We start from the raw sequence: 20,630 nt of genomic DNA on the forward strand, positions 1-20,630 counted from the left end.
TTTCCATGACCGAAAAGATCGTATCTCTGCCAGCAGGGGTTCTTCCTCCGGAGAACCTGGACCAGGATGTCGAAAACTCGATGACCTCACAGCCGCCGGATACCGTGTCGGCAGAGCCGGCGGCAAGGGCCCCGACGCCTGATCCAGCGCCTTCGCCCGTGCCCGATCCTCCCGCAGAGAATCCTTCGGGCGGCAATCTCTCGAAGTTTCTGGACGCATGCCTGAATGGAGATGCACAGGCGTGGAAACCCCTCCTGGAAGATGAGGAGTTCAGCAGTCTGTTGCCGATAGTGGAGGCCGACAGGGAACGTCTGGAGAGCTTCTGTGCGGTGCTCGATCAACAGATTCACGCCCTCGAAGAAGCCAACGCAGGGCACCTGGAATCCATCCGCTTTGCCCAGAACGTGCAACAGGCGCAGCAGGGTGCACAGTCGGTGCAGGAACGCCTCCAGCGAATCACCGAGGCCGCACAGGGTGGAAATGCGGTCATCGCGGAAGGATTGCGGCAAGCACAGGAAACCACACGAGAGATCGGCCTCGGCAACGAGCGGCTCTCGGAATTGATTGGCGAGATCGATTGCACCGAACAATCCATCAATGCAGCCGGATCGGTGGTGGGGGATTTTTTACGTCAGACGCAGGCGATCAACGCGTTGGCCTTGAAGGTCGAAGAAATCGCCAAGCAGACGAATCTCCTCGCCCTCAATGCCGCCATTGAGGCGGCACGCGCAGGGGAGCACGGACGCGGCTTTGCCGTGGTGGCAGACGAGGTCAAGAAGCTGGCACAGAACTCCGCCAAAGCGGCGGCGGAGATTCGTTCGACCTCCTCGCAAATCCATGCCGGTGCCCAGAACGTCCACGATCGGGTACAAGAGAGTAAAGAGCATCTGGCGCGCGGTGCAGAATCGCTGGAGACCGTGGCCACGGTCTTGGGCGAAGCCAATCATTCTGCCAACAAGAATCAGCAGGAGCTTTCGGGAATCGCCCATACCATCGACGCGCAGACGCAGGCTGTGGCAGAAGCCATGGCCGAGCAAGAGCAGGTGCAAGCTGTCATATTCGGATCTGTGAAGAGTTTTGACGGGATCGGAAAACACCTCGATGCCGTGCGCTCGCAACTCGCCAACGCAGCAGAAGCCGCTTTTGGCGGCGGCAGCCCAACCACCCCACCACCGTTGGCGGCTGTGCAGATCACCATTGCCAAGAGCGATCATGTGCAATGGGTAGGAAAGGTTCTGGAGGCGGCGACGCTCGGGGATACCAGGCTGGGCGCGGACGAGCTCAAGGACGAGACCCAATGCCGGCTCGGGAAATGGATGGCATTGCTTCCCGAGCCGAGTTTGCTACAGAGCGAGGCGTTTTTGGCTTTACAGAAGATCCACCCGCAAGTACACCAGACGGGATTGCGGATGGTGCAGGCCATCCGCGAGAGAAACCTGGATTCCATCGCGCAGGATGCGGAACACCTGCAGCAATTGAGTCATGCTGTACAGGAGCAGCTGGACATCTTACGCAAGCAGATAGTTGCGCGTTGATCTGCCAGCACCGACTGCCGAGGTTGCCTGTGCAGCGAGGAGGGTGTCCTTGTCTTCAATATAAATTGAAATCCGTTTTTATACGATTCATGAAGGCGGCAAGTCAATCGACAAAACTTGATGTTGAACCTTTTGGACAATTCAGGGCGGAGGAAGAAGAAATCTTGAGCACAAAACCGAAACGTCTCTTGCACAAATCCCATGACGCTCGCACGGTAGAGCCTGCCGTCCAGCGCGATCTCCCTACAGGAGCTATCTTGCGATGAAAACCACCAGCACCCTCCCCAACTTCCTCGGTTTGCGAAATCTGGATTTCCAGATCATCGATCGCTACCGGGGTATTCTAGAGGCAGAAGCCCTTGCTCTTGCCCAGAGCTTTTACGACTATCTACTCTCTCACCCTGTTACCGCTGCCGTCTTCCGGGATTTCTCTCAAGCCCGTTTGAATGCCCTGATCCAGAAACAGGTAGAGCATGTCAGAGCACTTCTGGCCAGCCACCTGGAGAAATCCTGGCGGGAGTCCATACGCACACTCGGGGCGCTGCACCACCATTTCGGCATCGAGCCCTCCTGGATCGCCGGCGGTTATGTCCTCTACTGGCGCCATTGGCAAAAGGCGCTCCAGGAGCAGGTCCCTGCGGGCGACCGCAGTTTGCTACGCGACGCGCTGTTTCGCCTGTTGGTCGGCGATCTCATGATTCAACTCGAAGGTTACGCTCAGGCCTCCCGCGAGACCGATGCCGAAAGACTGGCCTTGTTTAACGTCCTACTGGAAGTGCTTGCCGTCCCCAGCACCAACGAGGCTCCGCGTATGGACGGGTTACTGCAGCAGATCTGTGAGGCCTTACCTCGCAAAAGCGCCAACGTACGCTTGGCTGGTTATGTGGTAACCAGCGCCATGGAGGAGACGCTGACCCTGGAATGCATGGCTGGGCTCCCGTTTCCGACCGTACAGATCCCAAAAAGTGCCGGGGATCCCTGCTGGAGGGCATTGGAAAGCGGTCACGTGGTCATTCAGCCCGTAGAGGATCCACAGGCACCGGAGTGGATCCACTCCTTGCGCCGCAGCGTCGAGGAAATTGGCTTCTTTCCTTTCGGGGCGGAAGATCTGCGCGGCGTGGGCGTGATCGGCGTGCGCGAAAAGGGATACTTCCGCCGGGTAGGATCGATTTACTTCGACGCTTTTACACACTTGGGCACGTTGGTGCTCCTGCTACGCAATCAGGCGTTGCGCGACCAACTCACTGCTTTGCCCAACCGCGCCCTCTTCCTGGACCGCCTGGAGATCGCCCGGGCGCAGTCGTTGCGAAACGAGCGACTGCTGGGGGTAGCGCTCCTCGATCTGGATGGGTTCAAGCAGGTCAATGACCGCCTGGGACATGCGGCTGGGGACCAGCTGCTGCAAGCCGTGGTGCAACGACTGCAGGCGCAGTTGCGAGCAGGAGATACCCTTGCGCGCATGGGAGGGGATGAGTTCGGCCTATTGCTGCCCGGCCTGGAGCGCTTGGACGATCTCCATGCCCTGTGCGAGCGATTGCTTTCCACCATTCGCGAATCAGTAGACATCCAAGGAGAAGCAGTAAGCGTTTCGGGCAGCCTCGGCGTCACCCTCTATCCCCTGGACGACAACGATTCTGCCACCTTGATACGCCACGCAGATATGGCGCTCTATGCGGCCAAGGACGCCGGTCGGGACCAATTTCATCTGCATACCCTGGCTCTCGATGACGCCGTGCTGGAAGAAGCGGAGATGCGCGTGCTGCTGGAGCAGGCGTTGCAGGAAGGCTATCTGGTTCTGCACTACCAACCGATCGTATCCCGTGCCGGCGCGGTTCTGGGTGTGGAAGCCCTCCTCCGGCTGCAACACCCGGAGAAAGGCCTGCTTTCCCCTGCAGCCTTTTTCCCCGTCCTGGATCACCCCCACCTGGCGCGCCCCATTGGTCGCTTTGCCTTGGATACAGCCTTGCGGCAAGGAGAAATCTGGCAGCGAGAGGGCTTGTCATTGCGGATCTCCGTGAACATCAGCGCCCGACACCTGCTCGATACCCGCTTCTTGAAGGATCTGCAAGAAGCGCTCGCCAGGCACCCCAGTCTGCCGCCGGAACAGTTCGAGATCGAAATCACCGAATCGGCACCATTGGCCGATCTAGCGGAAGCGCAAAGCCTCCTGGCCGCTTGTCATCGCCTGGGGGTGCGCATCGCTCTCGATGATTTCGGAACCGGTAACGCTTCCCTGAGCTATTTACAGAAATTGCCTATCCACACGATCAAAATCGATCAGGGTTTCGTGCGCGACATGATCCAGGATCCCAAGGACCTTGCCATTGTCGCGGGAGTGATTACTACTGCGCGCATGCTAGGTCTGGAAGTCATTGCAGAGGGCGTGGAAACGCTAGAGTACGCCGCATTGCTGACGAAGATGGGCAGTGTCCGGCTACAGGGCTATCTCTTCTCCAAGCCGATCCCAGCCGAGAGAATTCCAGGCTGGATCAAGCAGTTTCGCCTCGCCATCTCCCCAATGGAGAACGCCTTAACCCCCATGAATGTCCTGCCGCCGGTTTTGGATGCACAACTCCTGCGCGTTCAGGAGTTCCTCCGCGCCCTGCGTGGGGAAATTTCGTTCCCCGCCCAGGTTCTGGAAGACAATGCGGAGGAGTATTGCCATCTGGGACGTTGGCTGCGGGGAGAGGGCGCGCTCCTCTTTGGGCAGGCGCCGGAGTTCGCGGATCTTCTCGACCGTCACGAACGACTGCACCAGATCGCTCGCAGGGCCAAGGCGTTCCTGGATGCAGGGGACACGGATGCTGCCTTGCAGCAGGGGCATCTGCTGGAACAAGAAAACCGAATATTATTGGAGAAAATGCAAGCTATATCGAGTCAACATGGTGATTCAATCGGATTAAAATAAAGGTGGTAGCCAGTGGGACATGGCGGAGGTGGTGCTTGTGGAGTGCAGGTATTCCCCACTGGACACGGCGGGGTATTTGCGAGTGGCACGCTGTATGCCGGTTACACCAGAGTATCGGTCCGTTGCCCATGCCCTGTCGCATACCTTGCGAATACACCACCAGCGGAATCTGTGGTCGTTCCGTTGCTCGCATAGCCAATGACGAACATGAAAAGGCTGGGTGGAAGCCATAGCCGCTCCAGTAGGAAATCCAAGCACGAAGCGACAGAAGGGATTATTTCAATCCCCTTCGATAACGGGGCAAGCAAAGCAGTATCCGGTTCTTCGATGTTTCATGTGGGTAGCCTGAGATCCAGTTTACCGAGGATCAGGTAGGCCATGTTGATAAAGTTCTTGTGGGTACGGTAGCCACGGGCTTTTGCCTTGGCGGACTGGAGGAGGCTATTGAAGCCTTCCAGAATCCCGTTGGTGATCTGGCTCTCGAACCAGCGGAGCACACCATCCCAGTGATTCATGACGGTGTAGGCGACCTTGACCATTGGCGGTAATCCGCTGTCCTTGACGTTTTCCACCCAGGCCTTGAGCAGGGTGGCGCCCTGGTGGCGATTCTGGACGGTGAAGATTTCTTGGAAGGTCAGGCGAAGCTGATAAGCCTGTGCTGTCTTGAGGTTCTGGTTCTTGAGGATCTCCCGGAGCCTGGCGCTTTGCTTGGCGGAGAGCTTTCCCGGGTTCTTGAGCCAAAGCCAGCGGCTCTTTTTCAGGTCTGGTTGGGAGAGGGCTTCCCCCTTGCGTACGGCATCTACGGCCTCATTGACGAGCTTCATGAGGTGAAAGCGATCGAAGGTGACCTGGGCGTTGGGCAGGTGTTCTGCGGCCCCTTTTTGGAAGGCTGGCGAGAGGTCCATGCTGACCTCCGTAATGGCCTCGGCGCTGCCGCCATGGGCCTGCAGATCTTCGGCGAACTGCGCAAAAGTCTCGGCATCCTTGCCGGGTGTGGCAAACAGCAGGCGCTTCGCCACGAGGTCCACAAACAGGGTGATGTAATCATGGCCGCGCCGGCTGCTCGTCTCATCGATACCGACGGAATGGACCTCTGACATGTCCGCGGCCTCGCGGGCCTTGGCGACGTAATGATCGAGCACCCGCCAGAGTCGCTGGTCCGTCTCCCGCACTAGGCGGGAGACCGTCAACACGGGCATCTCCCGGACCATGGCCATGACTAGAGCCTCAAAGAGCAGCGTGAATCCCGAGCCTTCCCGCGCCCAAGGGACGGATACCAAATGCACGCCGTGTTCCGGGCAATGGACCCGTGGTACGCGGGCATGGAGATAAGCCGCATGCTGGAAGAAGTCGAGGTGACGCCAGACCTTCTCCTGGGTGTCATAGACCGGGCAGTCCTGGCCGCAGACCGGACAGGGAAACTGACTACCCCTTGGGAAGTTCACATGCAGGTCCAGGCGCTTTTCCTCCACCGTGAACCGCACATCGTCCACCATCCACGGCGGAACCAACCCCAACGCCAGAGTGAACAGTTGATTACCTTGGTCCATCCTTATCCTCAGCTCGCTGCCCTTCCCATAAAGCAATCATACCGCCTTACCCACTCAATGTGTCGAGGAGCCCAGTATCCTCTGTAAGCTTGGATGCGAGCCGCCACGGACTTTTTCAGCTAGAGCGGAGACTCATAGGATGACACTTTATTGTTAGAAATTTTGGTTATGTAACTGATATCGTTTCGTTCTGGGATGAAACATTAGCCTTAACGGCAAATCCAGAACGAAAAGAATTAAATGGTTATAGCTGTTTTAGGATGACACTTTATTGTTGGTGAACACCGCCTTCGATTGGAAACGTACTAGCTATCAAACTCTTCCCGGTAAATCTAACGCCCGAGCCAAGCGGCCAAATCGATCGCGAAGCGATTGATTGGTCCGCTTGAGCGAACTGTTAGGGGCGATCATAGCAATCGAGTTCCCAGCGGCACCGGCTTGTCTGGAATGCACAACGCCACCTCGCCGAGCTCGTTGTGAAATCCCGTGACCAGACACTCCGACATGATTGGTCCGATCTGCTTTCGCGGGAAGTTAACAACCGCAACGACGAGCCGGCCGACAAGGTCCTCCGGTTTGTAGAGCGCGGTGATCTGAGCACTAGACTTTTTGATGCCAAACTGCTCGCCGAAATCGACGTGAAGAATGTAGGCGGGCTTTCTGGCCCCCACAAATTCGACTGCCTCAATGATCTTGCCAACTCGAATCTCAACCTTCAGGAAGTCATCAAAACTGATCGTATCCATGCGACTAACGTCCGATGCGCCTAACGCACAGCATCAGCAGGGGTGCGCAACGCCGCCAGCTGCATGCTATTGTTAGCCAGCCCCATAGGCCTTATTTCGCCGTTCCAATGGGCTGCAAGCAACGCAATCCTGTCCTCGTATCGCTGCGCATGCCGATCTTGAGCGGCGAGGAGAAACAAGACGTGAGGCGTTCGGAAAGCCTCCACGAAGCACGCCCCGGTGCAGGCACGTAGGTCTGCCGCAAGACGCTCCGCGAAAGGCTGGCGGGGTTTACGAGGAAAGTGCTGGTAGATGAGCACCGAACAACCGGCCTTCCAAAGACCCTCGACTTCGTTCCAAGTGACGTACTTTGAGGAGCCTTTTCGACCGACGGGCTTTGACGGGACCTCGATGCCGTTGTCGGGATCGACGAACACGAGATCGACGCCGGAGGCGACGCGAAATAACTCCGTCCGCCACTGGTCACGTTCCGTCCGTCCATCTGGGACCACCGCCGAGAAGTAGGATGCTCTGGGCAGCAAGTCGGATGCTTCGATGAGTGACACCGAAGGCTGCTGCGCCGTGCAAAGGAGACCGGCCAGGCCCGCGAACAGAGCGGGGTCGTAGGCCGACCACCTGTCTGCTACATCGAGGTACGATCGGAATCCTCCGTCCCCGCCACCATCGTCCGACGTCAGCATCCAAGCGACCAGAAGACGGCCGCCGCCATCCGACTGCAAAGCACGCAGGAGACCGTACTTGCGGTAGTCGTTGACGTCACCGAAGTACTGATTCTTCATCGTTTGCCGTCCTTGTCTGACGCACATAAATTAGGCCGAACCACGGGAGTATTATGTTACCACCGGTGCAAAATGACCCACTAGCGCCGGGGGAAAATTGCCCCACCTTAGGCGAGAATGGCGGCTTTGAGCTGCCGACATGTTGACCCCGGAGCAAGCAGTGGAGATCAAAATATTGGCCCGACAGGGCATGGGTATCCGATCCATCGCGCGGGAGTTGGGGATATCACGCAACACGGTGCGTCGCTACCTGCAGGAGAACCCGGAGCCTGGCCGTTATCGCAGGCGGGCGGCAGCGCCAACCAAGCTGGATCCCTTTAAAGCCTATTTGCAGGGTCACGTGGAAGCGGCCCGGCCGCATTGGATACCTGCCACGATGCTGTTGCGGGAGATTCAGGCTCAGGGCTATGGCGGTGGGATACACGCAACTCAAAGCGTATTTGGTACCCTTTCGGAAGCCCACCTCGGAGCCTTTGTTCCGTTTCGAGACGGCGCCAGGGCAGCAGATGCAAGCGGATTTCACTACCATCCGGCTGGGCCGAAATCCCCTCAAGGCCTTTGTGGCCACCTTGGGGTACAGTCGGGCCAGTTTCGTGCGTTTCTGCAGCCACGAAGACGGCGAATCTTGGCTGGAGGGGTTACGCTTGGCCTTCGCCCACTTTGGCGGAGTCCCCCGGCAGGTCCTCTTCGACAATGCCCGCAGCGTCATTCTGGAGCGGGATGCCTATGGGGAGGGCAAGCATCGCTGGTCACCATGTCAGAGTTTATGTACAATAAAATTGTACAAGTAATCGGAGACGACCATGGCCATTGAAACCTCTTACAGTCAGGCGCGAGCCGAGTTGGCGAGCCTGTTGGACCGCGTAACCCAAGATCGGGAGACTGTAATCATCAAGAGTAAAAGCCGACCGCCGGTTGCAATGATCGATGCAGAAGAGCTCTCTTCCTTGGAAGAAACTGCGTATCTCTTGCGTTCACCTGCGAATGCCGAACGACTATTGGCGGCGCTGGAGAGGTCCAGGAACGGTCAAGGAGACCGGATGAGCATGGAAGAATTGCGCCAACGAATGGGTTTGTAATGGCCCAACAGCGGTTGGCCGTTTTCGATCCGCACTTTCTGGAAGATTTGCGGCACTGGATAGAAACCGATCGGAAGATTGCAAAGAGGGTCTTGTTGCTGGTCGAGGCGATTCTGCAGGATCCTTTGTCCGGTATCGGGAAGCCGGAGCCGTTGCGGTATCTGGGCTCTGATGTATGGTCTCGTCGAATCACGCAAGAGCATAGGTGTGTCTACGTCGTCAAGGTGGACAGGGTTGATTTTTTGCAGGCGCGATATCACTACGAAAAATAGGAGCGCCGAACTGACGGCGTTGCCAGCGACGAGTACGGCCAACAGCACCCCGTCCCGCCACGTTTTCTGGACCGAGATAGTTGACGGCTTTTTGGACAAGAAACGACCCCCGCGAGGGGGGGGCGAACCTGTCCAGAAACCTTCATGTTCAGGAAAGGATGGTTTAAAACTGGTATCCTATCCCTGCATCCATGCTGAAAAGATTCGTTTGGCTGGATGGCTCAAAGAAACCATACTTCAACTCTCCGCCAGTATAATTGAAGTGAGTGAAGCTTAATCCTCCATAAATATGCCATGGACCAGAGATTTTGTAATCAGCATCAACCCCTATTTTTTCCTGCCCTGAAGTCTTAAAAGAGGCGCTCCCAAGGTCAGGAAGACCAGCTAGATGAGGCGTCATGCCTGCGCCGACCATGGCAAGCCCCTCTAAATTTGCAGATAGGACGAGATCCGATGTCGCTGCGTATTGGAATAGTGCCCCAGCTCCAACAAGGCCAGAACTATAATCTTCCGTCTCGATTGCGCTAAGATGGCGATTCCAGTCCTGGTAACCCCCAGCGATATATGGGGTTAGCATAACTGACCTTGCAATAGTAAAGCCTTTACCTATTCTTGCTAAAACTCTATTTGTTGTTGCATCATCGGTTGTTTGAACGGGCTTGTGAGTTGCTAAATTGGCTCCATCATAGTGGATTCCGCCAGAATTAAACTGGTAGTTAACGGCAAAATAAATATTTGATGGGAGACTGCTGAAGTAGTTTCCCATCAAGCTATATTTGAACTCGAACCCAGGCATCCATCCAGATTCTGTGTCGGATGGGCTTGGAAGATTTTCTTGATAGTTCATTAACGTTCCGACAGCGGCAATGCCAACTTCATTATTAGCCGCCACTATGGAACTTTCCGCTCCTGAGGCAAAAGCTATTGCAGAGAAAGAACAGACTGCCAAACCAACCGCTGCGGCTACTGCTAATTTTTGCTTCATGTTTACCCCTCTGATTGACGGTCACGAAAGGGGAATTAGCATATCACAGGGTTCTGTCAAGCTTGTCCAAGTTCTACCACCCGCGACACCCGACACCCTGCCGGATTCCTTGGCGTTGCGGTGTCGCGCTAGTCGTCCATGCAGTCGATGCCATCCGCGCCAAGATACGCGAGCAGCCGAAACCAACGCAAATCCTCTGGGCAAAGGTCCGCTTGTTTGGCGAGCCGGCCCCGCATCTGACCATAACGGGCAACCGAACCCCGCGAATGAGCGATGCCGAGCGCGGAAACCAGCCCCGAAACATGGTGAGATGCACTTTCCGTAGGGAAGGCAAAGTCTCAGTGCGCGGCTGATTCGGGCTCGGCAATCTCGGTGAACTGGGCGAGTAAGTTCCCGTTCTCCCCTTGCAGATCGAGCAAGTTACCATGCCAGGAGAATGAGCGCGTTTGGTGTAGGGCAGAGGAAAAGGCCCTCTGCAGGCCTGCGTTGCTATCCAGACAGGCCATGCGCGTCGCTATCAGGGCAGGGAAACGCAAGGTATTCTCTGCGCCGAGTTTGACCTGCCCGGCAATCCGATTACAGCCATCCCAGCCGGACACGGAGCGTCCCGCGGGATCGAAGACCAGATAAGGGTTCTTGTCATTGGCATTTGCAACGATCTGGTAGCCTGGGAGCTTGCTCAGTACCCAGCGGTAACTGGCGTAGAGCGCTTGCGCGGAAGCCCGGTCGCTGACCTTGTCCAGCACCCAGCGCTTGCCCCCGATTTGCAGCGCTTTGCCCTCGCCGGTGAGCGGTACCAGCTTATTCTCCACGACCTGAAACTTTTCCCCGGTGCCGTTCGCCCCGGACAGCGCGATCTCGGACGCTCCTGGCAGCCAATGAAAACTTCCTTGACTGCGGAAGATGCCCCGCGCCTTGTTGCTTGCGTATTGGCGCGTCAACAGATAATGATCATCGCTGCGCAGACTGATGGTCATGCGGATGCCCGAACAGTCGGCGCAGGGCAGATTCCCTGCATAGCTGCCGGACCAGTCGAGGGCAGCTTTTGCAGTGCTCTCATCCGCGCGCTGGGGATGACTGCCCTGACCAGACTGCGCCACAGCAGCGCAACCTGCCAGCGTCAGGGGGAGCAGTAGGAAAAGGACGGTGGCGGAAAGCTTCATGGATGGTTCCTTGTCAGCAAAAAGTGAGCGTCGTCAGCGGTACGCCGCCAACCCTTCCGGCGGCGCCGGTGCAAACTGGAAGGGCCAGTAACTCGCAACGGCGAGTGGCTGCGAATATTCCGGATCATTGGTCAGTACCTGATATTGACGACCCACGTAGATGACCAATTTACCGTCGATATATTCCAAGACGGCACTGTTGCCACTGCTATCCGACAAGGACAGGTGCAAAGTGGTGAAGCGATCGGTGCCGGGGATGGGTGCCGAAAGCAAACAGACGGGATGCGTCTGCAGAGAGTGAAGGGCGTCCTGCACCGTCGCAAAGTTGTCGAGGAAATACTGTGCCCAGGCACTGATCGCCAGACGCTTTTCGTCGGCCGCGTTGAGCGAAGTGACGACGACGCTGCCGTAGCGTGAAGTCCATTCCGCTGAATTCTTGCCTGCTTACCCATTTTCTTTCAGGCCCGCGGGGGAGAGCCAGAAACGGGTGTTCATGGGATCTTTCCAGTGCATGCTGCGGCCTGTGATGGTCAGCCCATCCTCACCGTGGTGCAGCACCCGGGTACCGGCCTGTGCATCAGCTGTGGCGTGGCAAGCGAGAAACCGAGAAATAGGGCAAAACTCCTCCGCAAGGGCATGAAACTCTCCTTTTTGAAGTGCTCTTTTGAGGATACGCAAGAATCGGCAGAAGCAAAATCCTTTTTGTCGAGATCGCCGCGGGTTGTGCATCTGTCCTGAAAGCCTTCCTTGCGTTTCCCGTCTGGGAATTGTCGCGGGTCCGGTTTCATGGTGGAATGGCGCAAATTGCCGAAACACGCGCTACTGGATCTTCCGGAAATGAAAGTTCTCAAGTTCGGTTTGCTCGCACTGGCCTGCTGCATCGCTCCGACCGCCTGGGCGGATGCCCAGAATTCCCTGCCACAGGTGGAATTGCGGCTTGTGCAGAAATATACGGTTCCCAACAGCGAACTGATCGCGCAACTGCGGGCCACTGCTGAACAGCCGCAGGCGAGTAGTGCCGCCAGTGTGGTAAACGAAGACCTGCGCTGGGCAGAACGGCAATTAGCCGCCTACCCGCAGATCCACTGGCAGCTTGCGGGTTACAGTAGTAGTCGCCAGAGCGACAAAGACTGGCAGGTGGCGGGTGATCTGTCGCTGCGCGCCGATCCCCAAGTTCTGCTGCCGGTTCTGGCCACGCTGCAGTCCCGTCTGCAGCTGCACTCTCTGCAGTCGGAGGCCGCGGCTTCGGCCATTGCCACAGCGCAGCGGCAGGCCAGCACCGCGGTGCTGCATCGCTTTGTGGAGGACGCCCGCAATGCCTGCACGGCCTTGGGTTTGTCTTGGTCTGGCGTGGAGCGGGTCAGTATCCAGAGTGCTGTGCCGGTGCAGCCCATTGCCCCCGTCTTCTTGGCAGCAGAGCGAGCCGTACCGGCACCCGTGGAGATGGGGCACAGCGAAAGTCACGGCCAAATCGATTTGACGGGAACGGCATTTTGCAAAAAATAGTCTAGTATACGGACTTGGGACCGGTATTGGGTGGGCTTGGAAAAGTGATTACGCGGAATATCGACTGGCTGTCCCAATATCGTCAGGGTGGCAAGCTCCCTTCACCGAAAGGTGTATACCTGGAAGCATTGCGACTGCTGGAACAAGAGGAAGTCGACAATCGCGAACTGGTGCGGGTGCTGCAATCCGATCCAGCGACAAATGCTCGGCTGCTACAGCTCGCCAATGTCTCTATTCGCACGCGCTCTCGGCCCGTAGTTGCAGTCGCGGACGCAATTCTGGTGCTCGGGCAGGCGCAGATCAAACGTCTCATCTTGGCTTTGGCGCTGATTCAGTCAGCCACTCCGCGGGTAAGCGGCTTTGATTACGCGAGATTCTGGACCGTTTCGCTGCTTTCGGCGCTCGCCGTACAAGCACTGTCTGAGCAACTGGGTCAGGTCAATGCAGACGAAGTATTTGTCGTGGCGCTCTTGGCCAATGTGGGCGAGCTGGCCTTGGTGAGCCTGTTTTCCGAAAGCTATATGGAATTGCGTGGCAGGGTGCCACCACCCGAAGGTAACGCGCTGCTGCAAATGGAGCGCCAGCAGTATGGCATCGATCATGATGAATTGTCTTCCCTGCTGGTGGAAGAGTGGGGATTGCCGATGGTCTTCGTGGAAGCCATATTTCATCAGGCGCAGCCGGAGGAGTTGAGCTCTTTTCCCGACGCGGGTCGGTCGCTGTTACTGGCGCGGCTGCTGCGTTTTGGGGTGGGCATGGCGGAATTCTGCCTGCGTGATAACGCGCGCCGATCCGCTAGCGCAGTGCAAATGGCCGAGGAGATGATCAAGCTTGGTCTCGACACCGCGTCCGTCCGCGAGCAAGTGTCCCGCATCCTTTTGGCTTGGCCGCAGTGGCAGGGCCTGTTGCAAGAGGCGGCACCGGTGCTTGCAGAGCCGCTGGACTGGGAGCTCCTGATGGATCGAGAGCGAACTCCGGCGAGCGACTCCTCCCCGCTGCGGATCGCTTACCTGGCGATGGACGGCACTATGTCCGAGGAGTGCACGGAAAGTTTCTCGCGTCTTGGGCTGTCGCCACTGAAGGCAGATGTCAGTGATAGCGCAACTCTCGATTTGCTGGTCGTCGCCTACCAGCAAAATGAAGGGGAGTGGATCGCGACCCATTTACGCGGCCTGGACCCGGTCCTCGGGCCGTACATCCTGCTCGTTGGGGACAAGCTGGACGGGCAGAGTGAAAGTGAGCTGTTTCGCCTTGGAATTGATGCCTACGAACCCCAGTCTTTGTGCTCCGAAAATCTGCGAAAGCATTTGCAGTTGGCCCAGCGTCGCCGGGAGGCAAGGCAAAAATACCTGCATCGGCAGGAGCGCATGCGCAAATTCACCGGATCTTTGGCGGATGTCAATCGGGATCTGCGACAAGCGGCGCTCACCGACCCGCTTACCCACCTGCGGAATCGCCGTTACGCCGACGAGAGGCTGGCACAAGAGTGGTCGATAGCAGAACGCCACGATAAAAATCTCGCCCTGATGCTCTTGGATTTGGATAACTTCAAGCTGATCAACGATACCCAGGGCCACGACGTGGGCGACGAAGTATTGCAAAGGGTCTCGAGTATTCTCGACGCTTTTGCTCGCCACCAAGATATTCCCTGCCGAGTGGGGGGCGATGAGTTCCTGATCATTTGTCCAGACACCGACGCGCAAGGCGTCCAGGTGTTGGCGCGACGCATTTGCGCGCAGCTGGCCACGGCAGATGCTTGGACTGACTTGCAAGCGGATGTCTCAGTCAGTATCGGAGCGGCCAGCAGAGATACGCAGATGCGCTCTGCAAAGGACTTGCTCCAGGCCGCCGACCATGCACTTTTCGAGGCCAAACGGCTCGGGCGCAATCAAGCGGTACTTTTTGTGCGCTCCTGAGCGTCAGTCAGGCCGCGGCTGAAAACGACTTTCTGCCGCGAGCTTTTCCCATAGCTCCTTCTCTGCTGCACGGAGCTCTTTGGGGACAACAATCTGCAAAACCGCGTAGAGATCCCCGGCCTTGCCGCCCTTGCTGTCTGGTAATCCCTTGCCTGCGAGTCGCAGTTTCTGGCCACTGCTGCTACCGGCCGGGATCTTTACCCGCAGCTGCCCGTCCAGGGTAGGCACCGATACCGAGGCACCGAGTACCGCTTCCCAAGGGCTAATAGCAAGCTCTTGGTAGAGATCCTTTCCCTCGGCACGAAATCGCGGATGGGCTGCGTAGCGCACGCGCAGGTAGAGATCGCCGTTGGGTCCGCCGCCCTGTCCGGGCTGTCCCTGTCCGGCAATCCGCAGGCGCTGTCCCTCAGCGATGCCGACTGGGATCTTGACGCTGAGTTGACGGCGCTCGCGGTGCATGCGTCCATCCGGGCCGAGTATCGGTACCTCCAAAGAAATCTCTCGCTTTGCGCCGCGAAAGACGTCCTCTAGGGGAATCTGGATCTCCGCTTCGCTGTCTTCCCCACGCATGCGAAAGGGGGAGGCACCGTGTGAGCTCCGTCGCCCCCGCTGGGCGAAGAGCTCCTCGAAGAAGTCACTGAAGCCGCCCATGTTGGGGTTCGCACCGCCGCCAAAGCCGCCGGCAAAATGTTCCCAGCCGGGCGGCGGACGAAAATCCTGCCCAGCTTGCCAATTGCTGCCCAGTTGATCGTAGGCACGGCGCTTTTCCGGATCCTTCAGCACCTCGTAGGCCTCTTGCAGGTCCTTGAAGCGGTCCTCGGCATTGGCCTCCTTGCTTACGTCCGGGTGGTATTTGCGCGCCATCTTCCGATACGCGGATTTGATCGCGTCGGCGTCGGCGTCACGTGCTACCCCCAGGATCTGGTAGTAGTCTTTGTATTCCAAGGGAACCCCCCGTATCATGCCGCGATGGCATCTGATGAACCTGATGCGACTGTGGGGGCGCAGAGGTGTTTTTTCAAGTCACCGGTACGGTAAGGCAGGTATGGAACTAAACGAGCGGCAGCGGGAGGCGGTGCTGCTGGCACCGGGGCCGGCACTGGTTTTGGCGGGTGCCGGTTCGGGAAAGACGCGCGTACTCACCAGCCGTATCGCCCATTTGCTGGAAGAGGGCCTGCATCCGGGGCAGATCCTCGCGGTGACCTTCACCAACAAGGCGGCGCGGGCCATGCGCGAGCGTCTCGCGGCCATGCTCGATATGGATCTGCGTGGCTTGTGGATGGGAACCTTTCACGGTATCGCGCATCGCCTGTTGCGTATGCACCACGAGCTGGTCGATTTGCCAGAGCAGTTTGTTGTTCTCGACGCGGACGATTGCCAGCGTCTGGTGCGGCGTGCCGTGCGGGAGCTGCAGCTCGACGAGAAACACTGGCCTGCACGCCAGATCGCTGGGCGTATCAGCCGCTGGAAGGACAGTGGGCTGGGGCCGCAGGAACTCGCGGGCGAGCGTTCCGTGCCGCCGCAGCTAGTGGAGATCTATCAGCGCTACGAATTGCTGCGCGAGCGCGCTGGAGCCCTGGATTTTGCCGACCTGCTGCTCTATGCCTTGCGTCTCTGGCACGATGCCCCGCTCCTCGCCCAGTATCAGGAGCGTTTTCAACAGGTTCTGGTGGATGAGTTTCAGGACACCAATGCCGTGCAATACCAGTGGCTGCGACGGCTAGCCGAGGCGCATCAGAATCTCTTCGTGGTGGGCGATGATGACCAGTCGATCTATGCCTGGCGTGGTGCCGAAGTCGAAAATCTCTTTCGCTTCCAGCGCGATTTTCCAGGTGCCCGGTTGATCCGCCTGGAACAGAACTATCGCTCCACGGCGCCCATTCTAGCGGCTGCCAATGCGGTCATTGCGCAAAACAGCGATCGTCTTGGCAAGACCTTGTGGACGGAACGCCGCGACGGCGCCCCGGTGCAGCTCTACCGCGCCTATAACGAGGAGGATGAGGCCCGCTTCGTGGTTGGTCGCATCGAGCAGTGGGTGGCGGCGGGCGGCAAGCGCGAGGACTGTGCCATTCTCTATCGCTCCAACGCCCAGTCCCGTCCTTTTGAAGAACATCTCCTGCGTGCCGGCATGCCGTACCGAGTCTATGGTGGCCTGCGGTTTTTTGAACGCGCCGAGGTCAAGGACGTCCTCGCCTATTTACGTCTGGTCTTGCAGCGCCACGATGACGCCGCCTTCGAGCGGGTGGTCAACGTGCCGGCGCGCGGAATCGGCGCCGTTACCCTCGAACGTTTGCGCACGCTCGCGCGCGAGCGCGGCATTTCGCTCTGGCAGGCCGCCGGCGAGCTGGCGCAGCCGAAGCTCAATACCTTTCTCACCCTCATCGATCGCTTGGCGCAAGCCTGCACCAACCAGGAGCTCGACGAGCAGGTGCGCCTGGTCCTTGAGCAGGTCCCCCTGCGCGATTGGCATGCGCGGGATGGCGATCGCGGTGAGGGACGTATGGAAAACCTGGAAGAACTGATCAATGCAGCGCGCAGTTTTGCTCTGCAGGATGGCTCCGAAGGCCTGCGCGAGTTGAGCCCGGTGCCAGGCGACCTGCTCAGCGAATTCCTCACCCATGCTGCCCTTGAGGCAGGAGAGGGCGGGGCCGAAGCGTGGGAAGATGCCGTGCAGTTGATGAGTCTGCATAGTGCCAAGGGCTTGGAATTTGCCCAGGTTTTTTTGGTTGGACTAGAGGAGGGGCTTTTTCCGCACCAACGTAGTCTGGAAGACCCTGCCGGTCTGGCCGAGGAACGGCGCCTCTGCTATGTAGGCATGACCCGCGCCATGCAGCAGCTCATTCTCTGTCACGCCGAGAGCCGGCGACTGCACGGCACAGAGCGTCTGGCGCTGGCGTCGCGCTTTTTGCGCGAGCTGCCGGCCGAGGAAATCGAGGAATTGCGCCCGCGCGCGCGCATCAGCCGGCCGCTGGCGCCCGCGGTAGCCGCTATGAGCAGCGGGCGCAGCGATTGCCCCTACCCGTTGGGTGGACGCATTCGTCACCCGGTTTTTGGTGAAGGGACGGTGTTGGACTACGAGGCCGGCGGACGCCAGGGGCGGGTGCAGATTCAGTTCAGTTCCGGCACCAAGTGGCTGGCACTGGGCATCGTGAGTCTGGAGAGACTATGCTGATGGGGAACATGGGGGTGTAGATGAGCACGGACGCAAACAGCAAGGCATCGTGGATGGCGGTGATCATCGTGATTCTCGCCCTCATTGTCTTGGTGGGATTTTTCTTTCTGTGGCTGCATCCGGCCGGTCCTGGGGTCGCGCCTGTCGCCAGCACCGCCAGTTCGGCGACGGCGCTGCAGTCGGTAAGCCCTGCCGGTAGCGCGGTTTCGGTACCCGATTTTGTCGTCGCTCCCGGCATCTCCCAGCAGGGTACCATCGAGGGGCCGATTGAAGGCCGCTGTGGCAACATTGCCTGGCAGAAACTTGATCCCAAGGAGCTGCAGGAGTTGCGCAAACTCTGTCCGCGGCAGGCAGCCTCAGCGCAAAGGTAAGGTCAGGCGCACCCGTAAGCCGCCTTCGGTGGCGTTGCAGAAGTCGATCTTGCCGCCAAGACGTTGCAGGATGCGCTGCACGATGGCGATGCCCAGTCCTGTGCCGCCGCCCCGCCCGGCCAGCGCGAACGGCTTGCCGAGCTGAGCCCGTTTTTCCGCCGAGATGCCGTCACCATGATCGCGGACCTCGATGCTTGCGGAACCCGCCTCCTGCGCAACGCGGATCTCGATGGGAGGCCGCCCATGCCGGCGGGCATTCTCCACCAGATTCTGCAGGACGCGGCGCAACGCTACCGGCGTGATGGAAAGGTAGAGGTTTTCGTTTTCCGGCTCCTGGAGTCGCACATCGTCCCCCTGCGATTCGACAAAATGGCGTAGGAAAGCGATCAGGTCGATCTCTTCGGCCAGTTCCTCGCGTCCACTGCGGGCGTAATCGAGAAACTGGTGCAGGATTTCGTCCATTTCCCACAGATTGTCGACCAGATCTTTTTGCAGATCTGCCGCCTCCTTGGGGAGAAACTCGGCAAGCATGCGCATCCGCGTCAAGGGTGTGCGCAGATCGTGAGATACCCCCAGCAGGACCATCTCGCGCTCTTCCGCCAGTTCATGGCGTTCGCGCAGAGCACTGTTCAGCTCTCCGGCCAGATGTTTCACGTCCTCCGGTCCCTCCACCGGCAATACCACGGGCCCCTCGCGACCGCGACTGGCGTTGAGGCCTTGCACCAGGCGGCGCAAAGGGCCGGTAATCTGATGTACGATGAGGTAGGCGCCCAGCAACGAAAGTAGGAGGATGGCGCTGAGTTTGAACCACTGCGGTGACGGCCCCGGTGGGGGCTTGGGAATGGGCATGGCGACGGCGACATGGCTGTGCGGGTCGGGGTCGATCCACAACAGATGGTGCCGATCATCGACCTGCACCTGAGCATCGGGCCAACCCATCCCATGCAGCAGGCGCTCGGCATTACGCATGATCGGGTTGCGGGGAGGATGGCCCTCCATCTCGTCGACCGGAAAGAAGGCGATGCCGATCTTGGCCAGGCGTGGGGCCAGCCACTCTGCCTCGCCGACATCCAGGACGCTACTGAGCGTCAGTATCTGCGCCCAGCTCTGCGCCAAGTGGCGCGCCTGGGGATTGCCGAGATAGATGTTGAAGTACCAGTAGACGGCAAACTGACTGGCCAGCAGCAGCGCACCAATCAGCAAAAAGATCCGTCCGAAGAGGGTGTCGGACCACAGACGCCGGAATTTCACGCCGGTTTGTCCGCGCTCCCCGCGTCGGGAACAAAGACATAGCCACGCCCCCAGACCGTCTGCAGGTAACGGGGTTTGCTCGAGTCGTCTTCGATCAGCCGGCGGAGGCGGGAGACAAAGACATCGATGCCGCGGGGACCGGGGATGTCCTCGCTATGGCCGTGGATCATGCCCAGGAGCTTGTCACGCGACAGGGTTTGCCAGGGATGCTCGGCGAGGGCGCGAAGCAGGGCGAACTCGGTTTCGGTGATGGTGATTTCCTGCTTGCCCCGGTACAGGCGCCGATAATCGAGGGCGAGGTGAAAGGGACCGAAGTCGATGGCACCGGGGCTGGGCTCGACCGTACCGCTGTCCTGGCTACGCCGCAGCACGGCGCCAATCCGGGCCAGCAACTCTTCCGGCTCAAAGGGCTTGGCGACGTAATCATCGGCGCCGATGGAAAGACCCTGGACGCGATCATCGAGATCGCCGCGGGCCGTGAGCATGATGATCGGCAGGACGGATTCCTGCTGGCGCAGCCGCTGACAGATCTGAAAGCCATCTTCGCCAGGCATCATTACATCGAGGAGCAGGAGATCATAGTGCTCCCGCTCCAGCAAACGGTCCATTTGCGCCGCCGAAGCGGCGCCATGGACCGTGTAGCCCTGCGACTCCAGGTATCGCGTCAGAATGGCGCGCAGCTTGGCGTCGTCATCCACCAACAAGATGCGGGCATTGCTACTCACGGTTTGTGCCACCCTCCCCACTTTGGACCTCTTTCCATCTTCGCATAGATTGCCGTCACTTTCTGCCATTGTTCGGCGTTCAGCAACTTATGGACGAAGGCAACCTGGGCGATGCCGCGTTGCAGCATGGCCTGATGGTCGGCCAGCACTGCGTCTTCCAGTGGCTTCAGGGCGCTGCCCGTTTCGCCGCGCAGGAGGGCAGTCTGCAGTGCGTGGTTGTGGCTCTCCATGGCCTGCCGCTGCGTTCCCCACTGCTCCCTCTGGTCCTTGCGCCAGGTCTCGAGCTGCGATTCCTGCTGCGGGGTGAGTTTGAGTTCGATGGCGTGACGCCAGACGATGGGCATGAGCATGGGAACTGGAGCATTTCTCATCCACTCGGCGCGAGGACCGCCGTGCATCGGGCGCTGCATGGGCCCGTGCACTGGCGGTGGCATGTCCGCCGCCATGCTGGCCATTGGGGCCAACGCCGCCAGGATAAGAAGTGAATAGGTGATTTTGCGCATAATCGGGTACCTCCGAAAAAAGAGCTCTATCGCTCGGTTAACAGCCTACGCGCGCCGCCGCCCCCAAAGCCAGTGAAAAATTCTTACAAAAATCAACGTACATCCTTACAGTCGTACACAATTTGCCCCGGGTAGGAGGGCTGCGTTACCAACAAATATCGTCGATACT

At 58.8% G+C, this 20,630-nt stretch carries 18 protein-coding genes and 1 pseudogene; 9 read left to right on the forward strand and 10 right to left on the reverse strand.

Annotated features, from left to right (window positions below; all coding sequences use genetic code 11):
* The first annotated feature begins 5 nt into the window (after positions 1-5).
* Both ORD17_RS05440 and ORD17_RS05445 read left to right on the forward strand, forming a co-directional pair.
* Positions 6-1,535, forward strand: coding sequence for a methyl-accepting chemotaxis protein (locus tag ORD17_RS05440; RefSeq protein ID WP_308389850.1), 1,530 nt, complete (start codon positions 6-8; stop codon positions 1,533-1,535).
* 262 nt (positions 1,536-1,797) lie between these two features.
* Complete coding sequence (locus ORD17_RS05445; protein WP_308389851.1) at positions 1,798-4,443, forward strand: EAL domain-containing protein; 2,646 nt, start codon at positions 1,798-1,800, stop codon at positions 4,441-4,443.
* 332 nt (positions 4,444-4,775) lie between these two features.
* Here ORD17_RS05445 and ORD17_RS05450 read toward each other — a convergent pair whose 3' ends face one another.
* The 3 genes from ORD17_RS05450 to ORD17_RS05460 all read right to left on the reverse strand — a co-directional run bounded on the left by ORD17_RS05450 (position 4,776) and on the right by ORD17_RS05460 (position 7,518).
* Positions 4,776-5,993, reverse strand: coding sequence for an ISL3 family transposase (locus ORD17_RS05450; RefSeq protein WP_014003049.1), 1,218 nt, complete (start codon positions 5,991-5,993; stop codon positions 4,776-4,778).
* Positions 5,994-6,400: 407 nt separating this feature from the next.
* On the reverse strand, positions 6,401-6,739 hold the full coding sequence (locus ORD17_RS05455; protein WP_308389852.1) for a tRNA-binding protein: 339 nt from the start codon (positions 6,737-6,739) through the stop codon (positions 6,401-6,403).
* Between the two features lie 20 nt (positions 6,740-6,759).
* Complete coding sequence (locus ORD17_RS05460; RefSeq protein ID WP_308389853.1) at positions 6,760-7,518, reverse strand: hypothetical protein; 759 nt, start codon at positions 7,516-7,518, stop codon at positions 6,760-6,762.
* A 139-nt stretch (positions 7,519-7,657) separates the two neighbouring features.
* Between ORD17_RS05460 and istA the strand changes: the two are divergent.
* The 3 genes and pseudogenes from istA to ORD17_RS05475 all read left to right on the forward strand — a co-directional run.
* Positions 7,658-8,273 (forward strand): annotated as a pseudogene (gene istA / locus ORD17_RS05465) (IS21 family transposase); the annotation flags it as partial.
* A 48-nt stretch (positions 8,274-8,321) separates the two neighbouring features.
* On the forward strand, positions 8,322-8,597 hold the full coding sequence (locus ORD17_RS05470; RefSeq protein ID WP_308389854.1) for a type II toxin-antitoxin system prevent-host-death family antitoxin: 276 nt from the start codon (positions 8,322-8,324) through the stop codon (positions 8,595-8,597).
* Complete coding sequence (locus ORD17_RS05475) at positions 8,597-8,869, forward strand: Txe/YoeB family addiction module toxin (protein ID WP_308389855.1); 273 nt, start codon at positions 8,597-8,599, stop codon at positions 8,867-8,869. The genes ORD17_RS05470 and ORD17_RS05475 overlap by 1 nt, the downstream gene beginning before the upstream one ends.
* 163 nt (positions 8,870-9,032) lie before the next feature.
* On the opposite strand, the gene ORD17_RS05480 is transcribed toward ORD17_RS05475, so the two are convergent.
* The 3 genes from ORD17_RS05480 to ORD17_RS05490 form a co-directional block, all read right to left on the reverse strand.
* Entirely contained in the window at positions 9,033-9,854 is an 822-nt protein-coding gene (locus ORD17_RS05480) for a hypothetical protein (RefSeq protein WP_308389856.1), read from the reverse strand.
* 338 nt (positions 9,855-10,192) lie between these two features.
* On the reverse strand, positions 10,193-11,017 hold the full coding sequence (locus ORD17_RS05485; RefSeq protein WP_308389857.1) for a copper resistance protein NlpE N-terminal domain-containing protein: 825 nt from the start codon (positions 11,015-11,017) through the stop codon (positions 10,193-10,195).
* A 33-nt stretch (positions 11,018-11,050) separates the two neighbouring features.
* Positions 11,051-11,380, reverse strand: coding sequence for a linear amide C-N hydrolase (locus ORD17_RS05490; RefSeq protein WP_308390060.1), 330 nt, complete (start codon positions 11,378-11,380; stop codon positions 11,051-11,053).
* A gap of 474 nt (positions 11,381-11,854) precedes the next feature.
* Here ORD17_RS05490 and ORD17_RS05495 point away from each other — a divergent pair, with 474 nt between their 5' ends.
* Together ORD17_RS05495 and ORD17_RS05500 are read left to right on the forward strand one after the other, a co-directional pair.
* Positions 11,855-12,523, forward strand: a complete 669-nt coding sequence (locus tag ORD17_RS05495; protein ID WP_308389858.1) for an SIMPL domain-containing protein — start codon at positions 11,855-11,857, stop codon at positions 12,521-12,523.
* A 44-nt stretch (positions 12,524-12,567) separates the two neighbouring features.
* Entirely contained in the window at positions 12,568-14,439 is a 1,872-nt protein-coding gene (locus ORD17_RS05500; protein WP_308389859.1) for a diguanylate cyclase, read from the forward strand.
* Between the two features lie 3 nt (positions 14,440-14,442).
* Here ORD17_RS05500 and ORD17_RS05505 read toward each other — a convergent pair whose 3' ends face one another.
* On the reverse strand, positions 14,443-15,384 hold the full coding sequence (locus ORD17_RS05505) for a DnaJ C-terminal domain-containing protein (RefSeq protein ID WP_308389860.1): 942 nt from the start codon (positions 15,382-15,384) through the stop codon (positions 14,443-14,445).
* A gap of 100 nt (positions 15,385-15,484) precedes the next feature.
* Between ORD17_RS05505 and ORD17_RS05510 the strand changes: the two genes are divergently transcribed.
* Positions 15,485-17,611, forward strand: coding sequence for a UvrD-helicase domain-containing protein (locus ORD17_RS05510; RefSeq protein WP_308389861.1), 2,127 nt, complete (start codon positions 15,485-15,487; stop codon positions 17,609-17,611).
* 20 nt (positions 17,612-17,631) lie between these two features.
* Positions 17,632-17,982 carry a hypothetical protein gene (locus tag ORD17_RS05515; protein WP_308389862.1) on the forward strand — a complete coding sequence of 117 codons (351 nt, stop codon included), beginning with the start codon at positions 17,632-17,634 and terminating at the stop codon, positions 17,980-17,982.
* On the opposite strand, the gene ORD17_RS05520 is transcribed toward ORD17_RS05515, so the two are convergent.
* The 3 genes from ORD17_RS05520 to ORD17_RS05530 are packed head-to-tail and all read right to left on the reverse strand — an operon-like array spanning position 17,968 to position 20,461.
* Positions 17,968-19,233 carry an ATP-binding protein gene (locus ORD17_RS05520; protein ID WP_308389863.1) on the reverse strand — a complete coding sequence of 422 codons (1,266 nt, stop codon included), beginning with the start codon at positions 19,231-19,233 and terminating at the stop codon, positions 17,968-17,970. The two genes, ORD17_RS05515 and ORD17_RS05520, sit on opposite strands and share 15 nt — an antisense overlap.
* Positions 19,230-19,958 (reverse strand): response regulator, encoded by a 729-nt coding sequence (locus ORD17_RS05525; RefSeq protein WP_308389864.1) that lies wholly within the window; start codon positions 19,956-19,958, stop codon positions 19,230-19,232. The genes ORD17_RS05520 and ORD17_RS05525 overlap by 4 nt, the downstream gene beginning before the upstream one ends.
* Positions 19,955-20,461: a hypothetical protein gene (locus ORD17_RS05530; protein ID WP_308389865.1), complete on the reverse strand. Its 507-nt coding sequence runs from the start codon at positions 20,459-20,461 to the stop codon at positions 19,955-19,957. Before ORD17_RS05530 ends, ORD17_RS05525 begins: the two co-directional genes overlap by 4 nt.
* Between the last annotated feature and the right edge of the window lie 169 nt (positions 20,462-20,630).

It is taken from the genome of Acidithiobacillus sp. AMEEHan (genome assembly GCF_030996345.1).
Lineage (GTDB): Bacteria > Pseudomonadota > Gammaproteobacteria > Acidithiobacillales > Acidithiobacillaceae > Igneacidithiobacillus.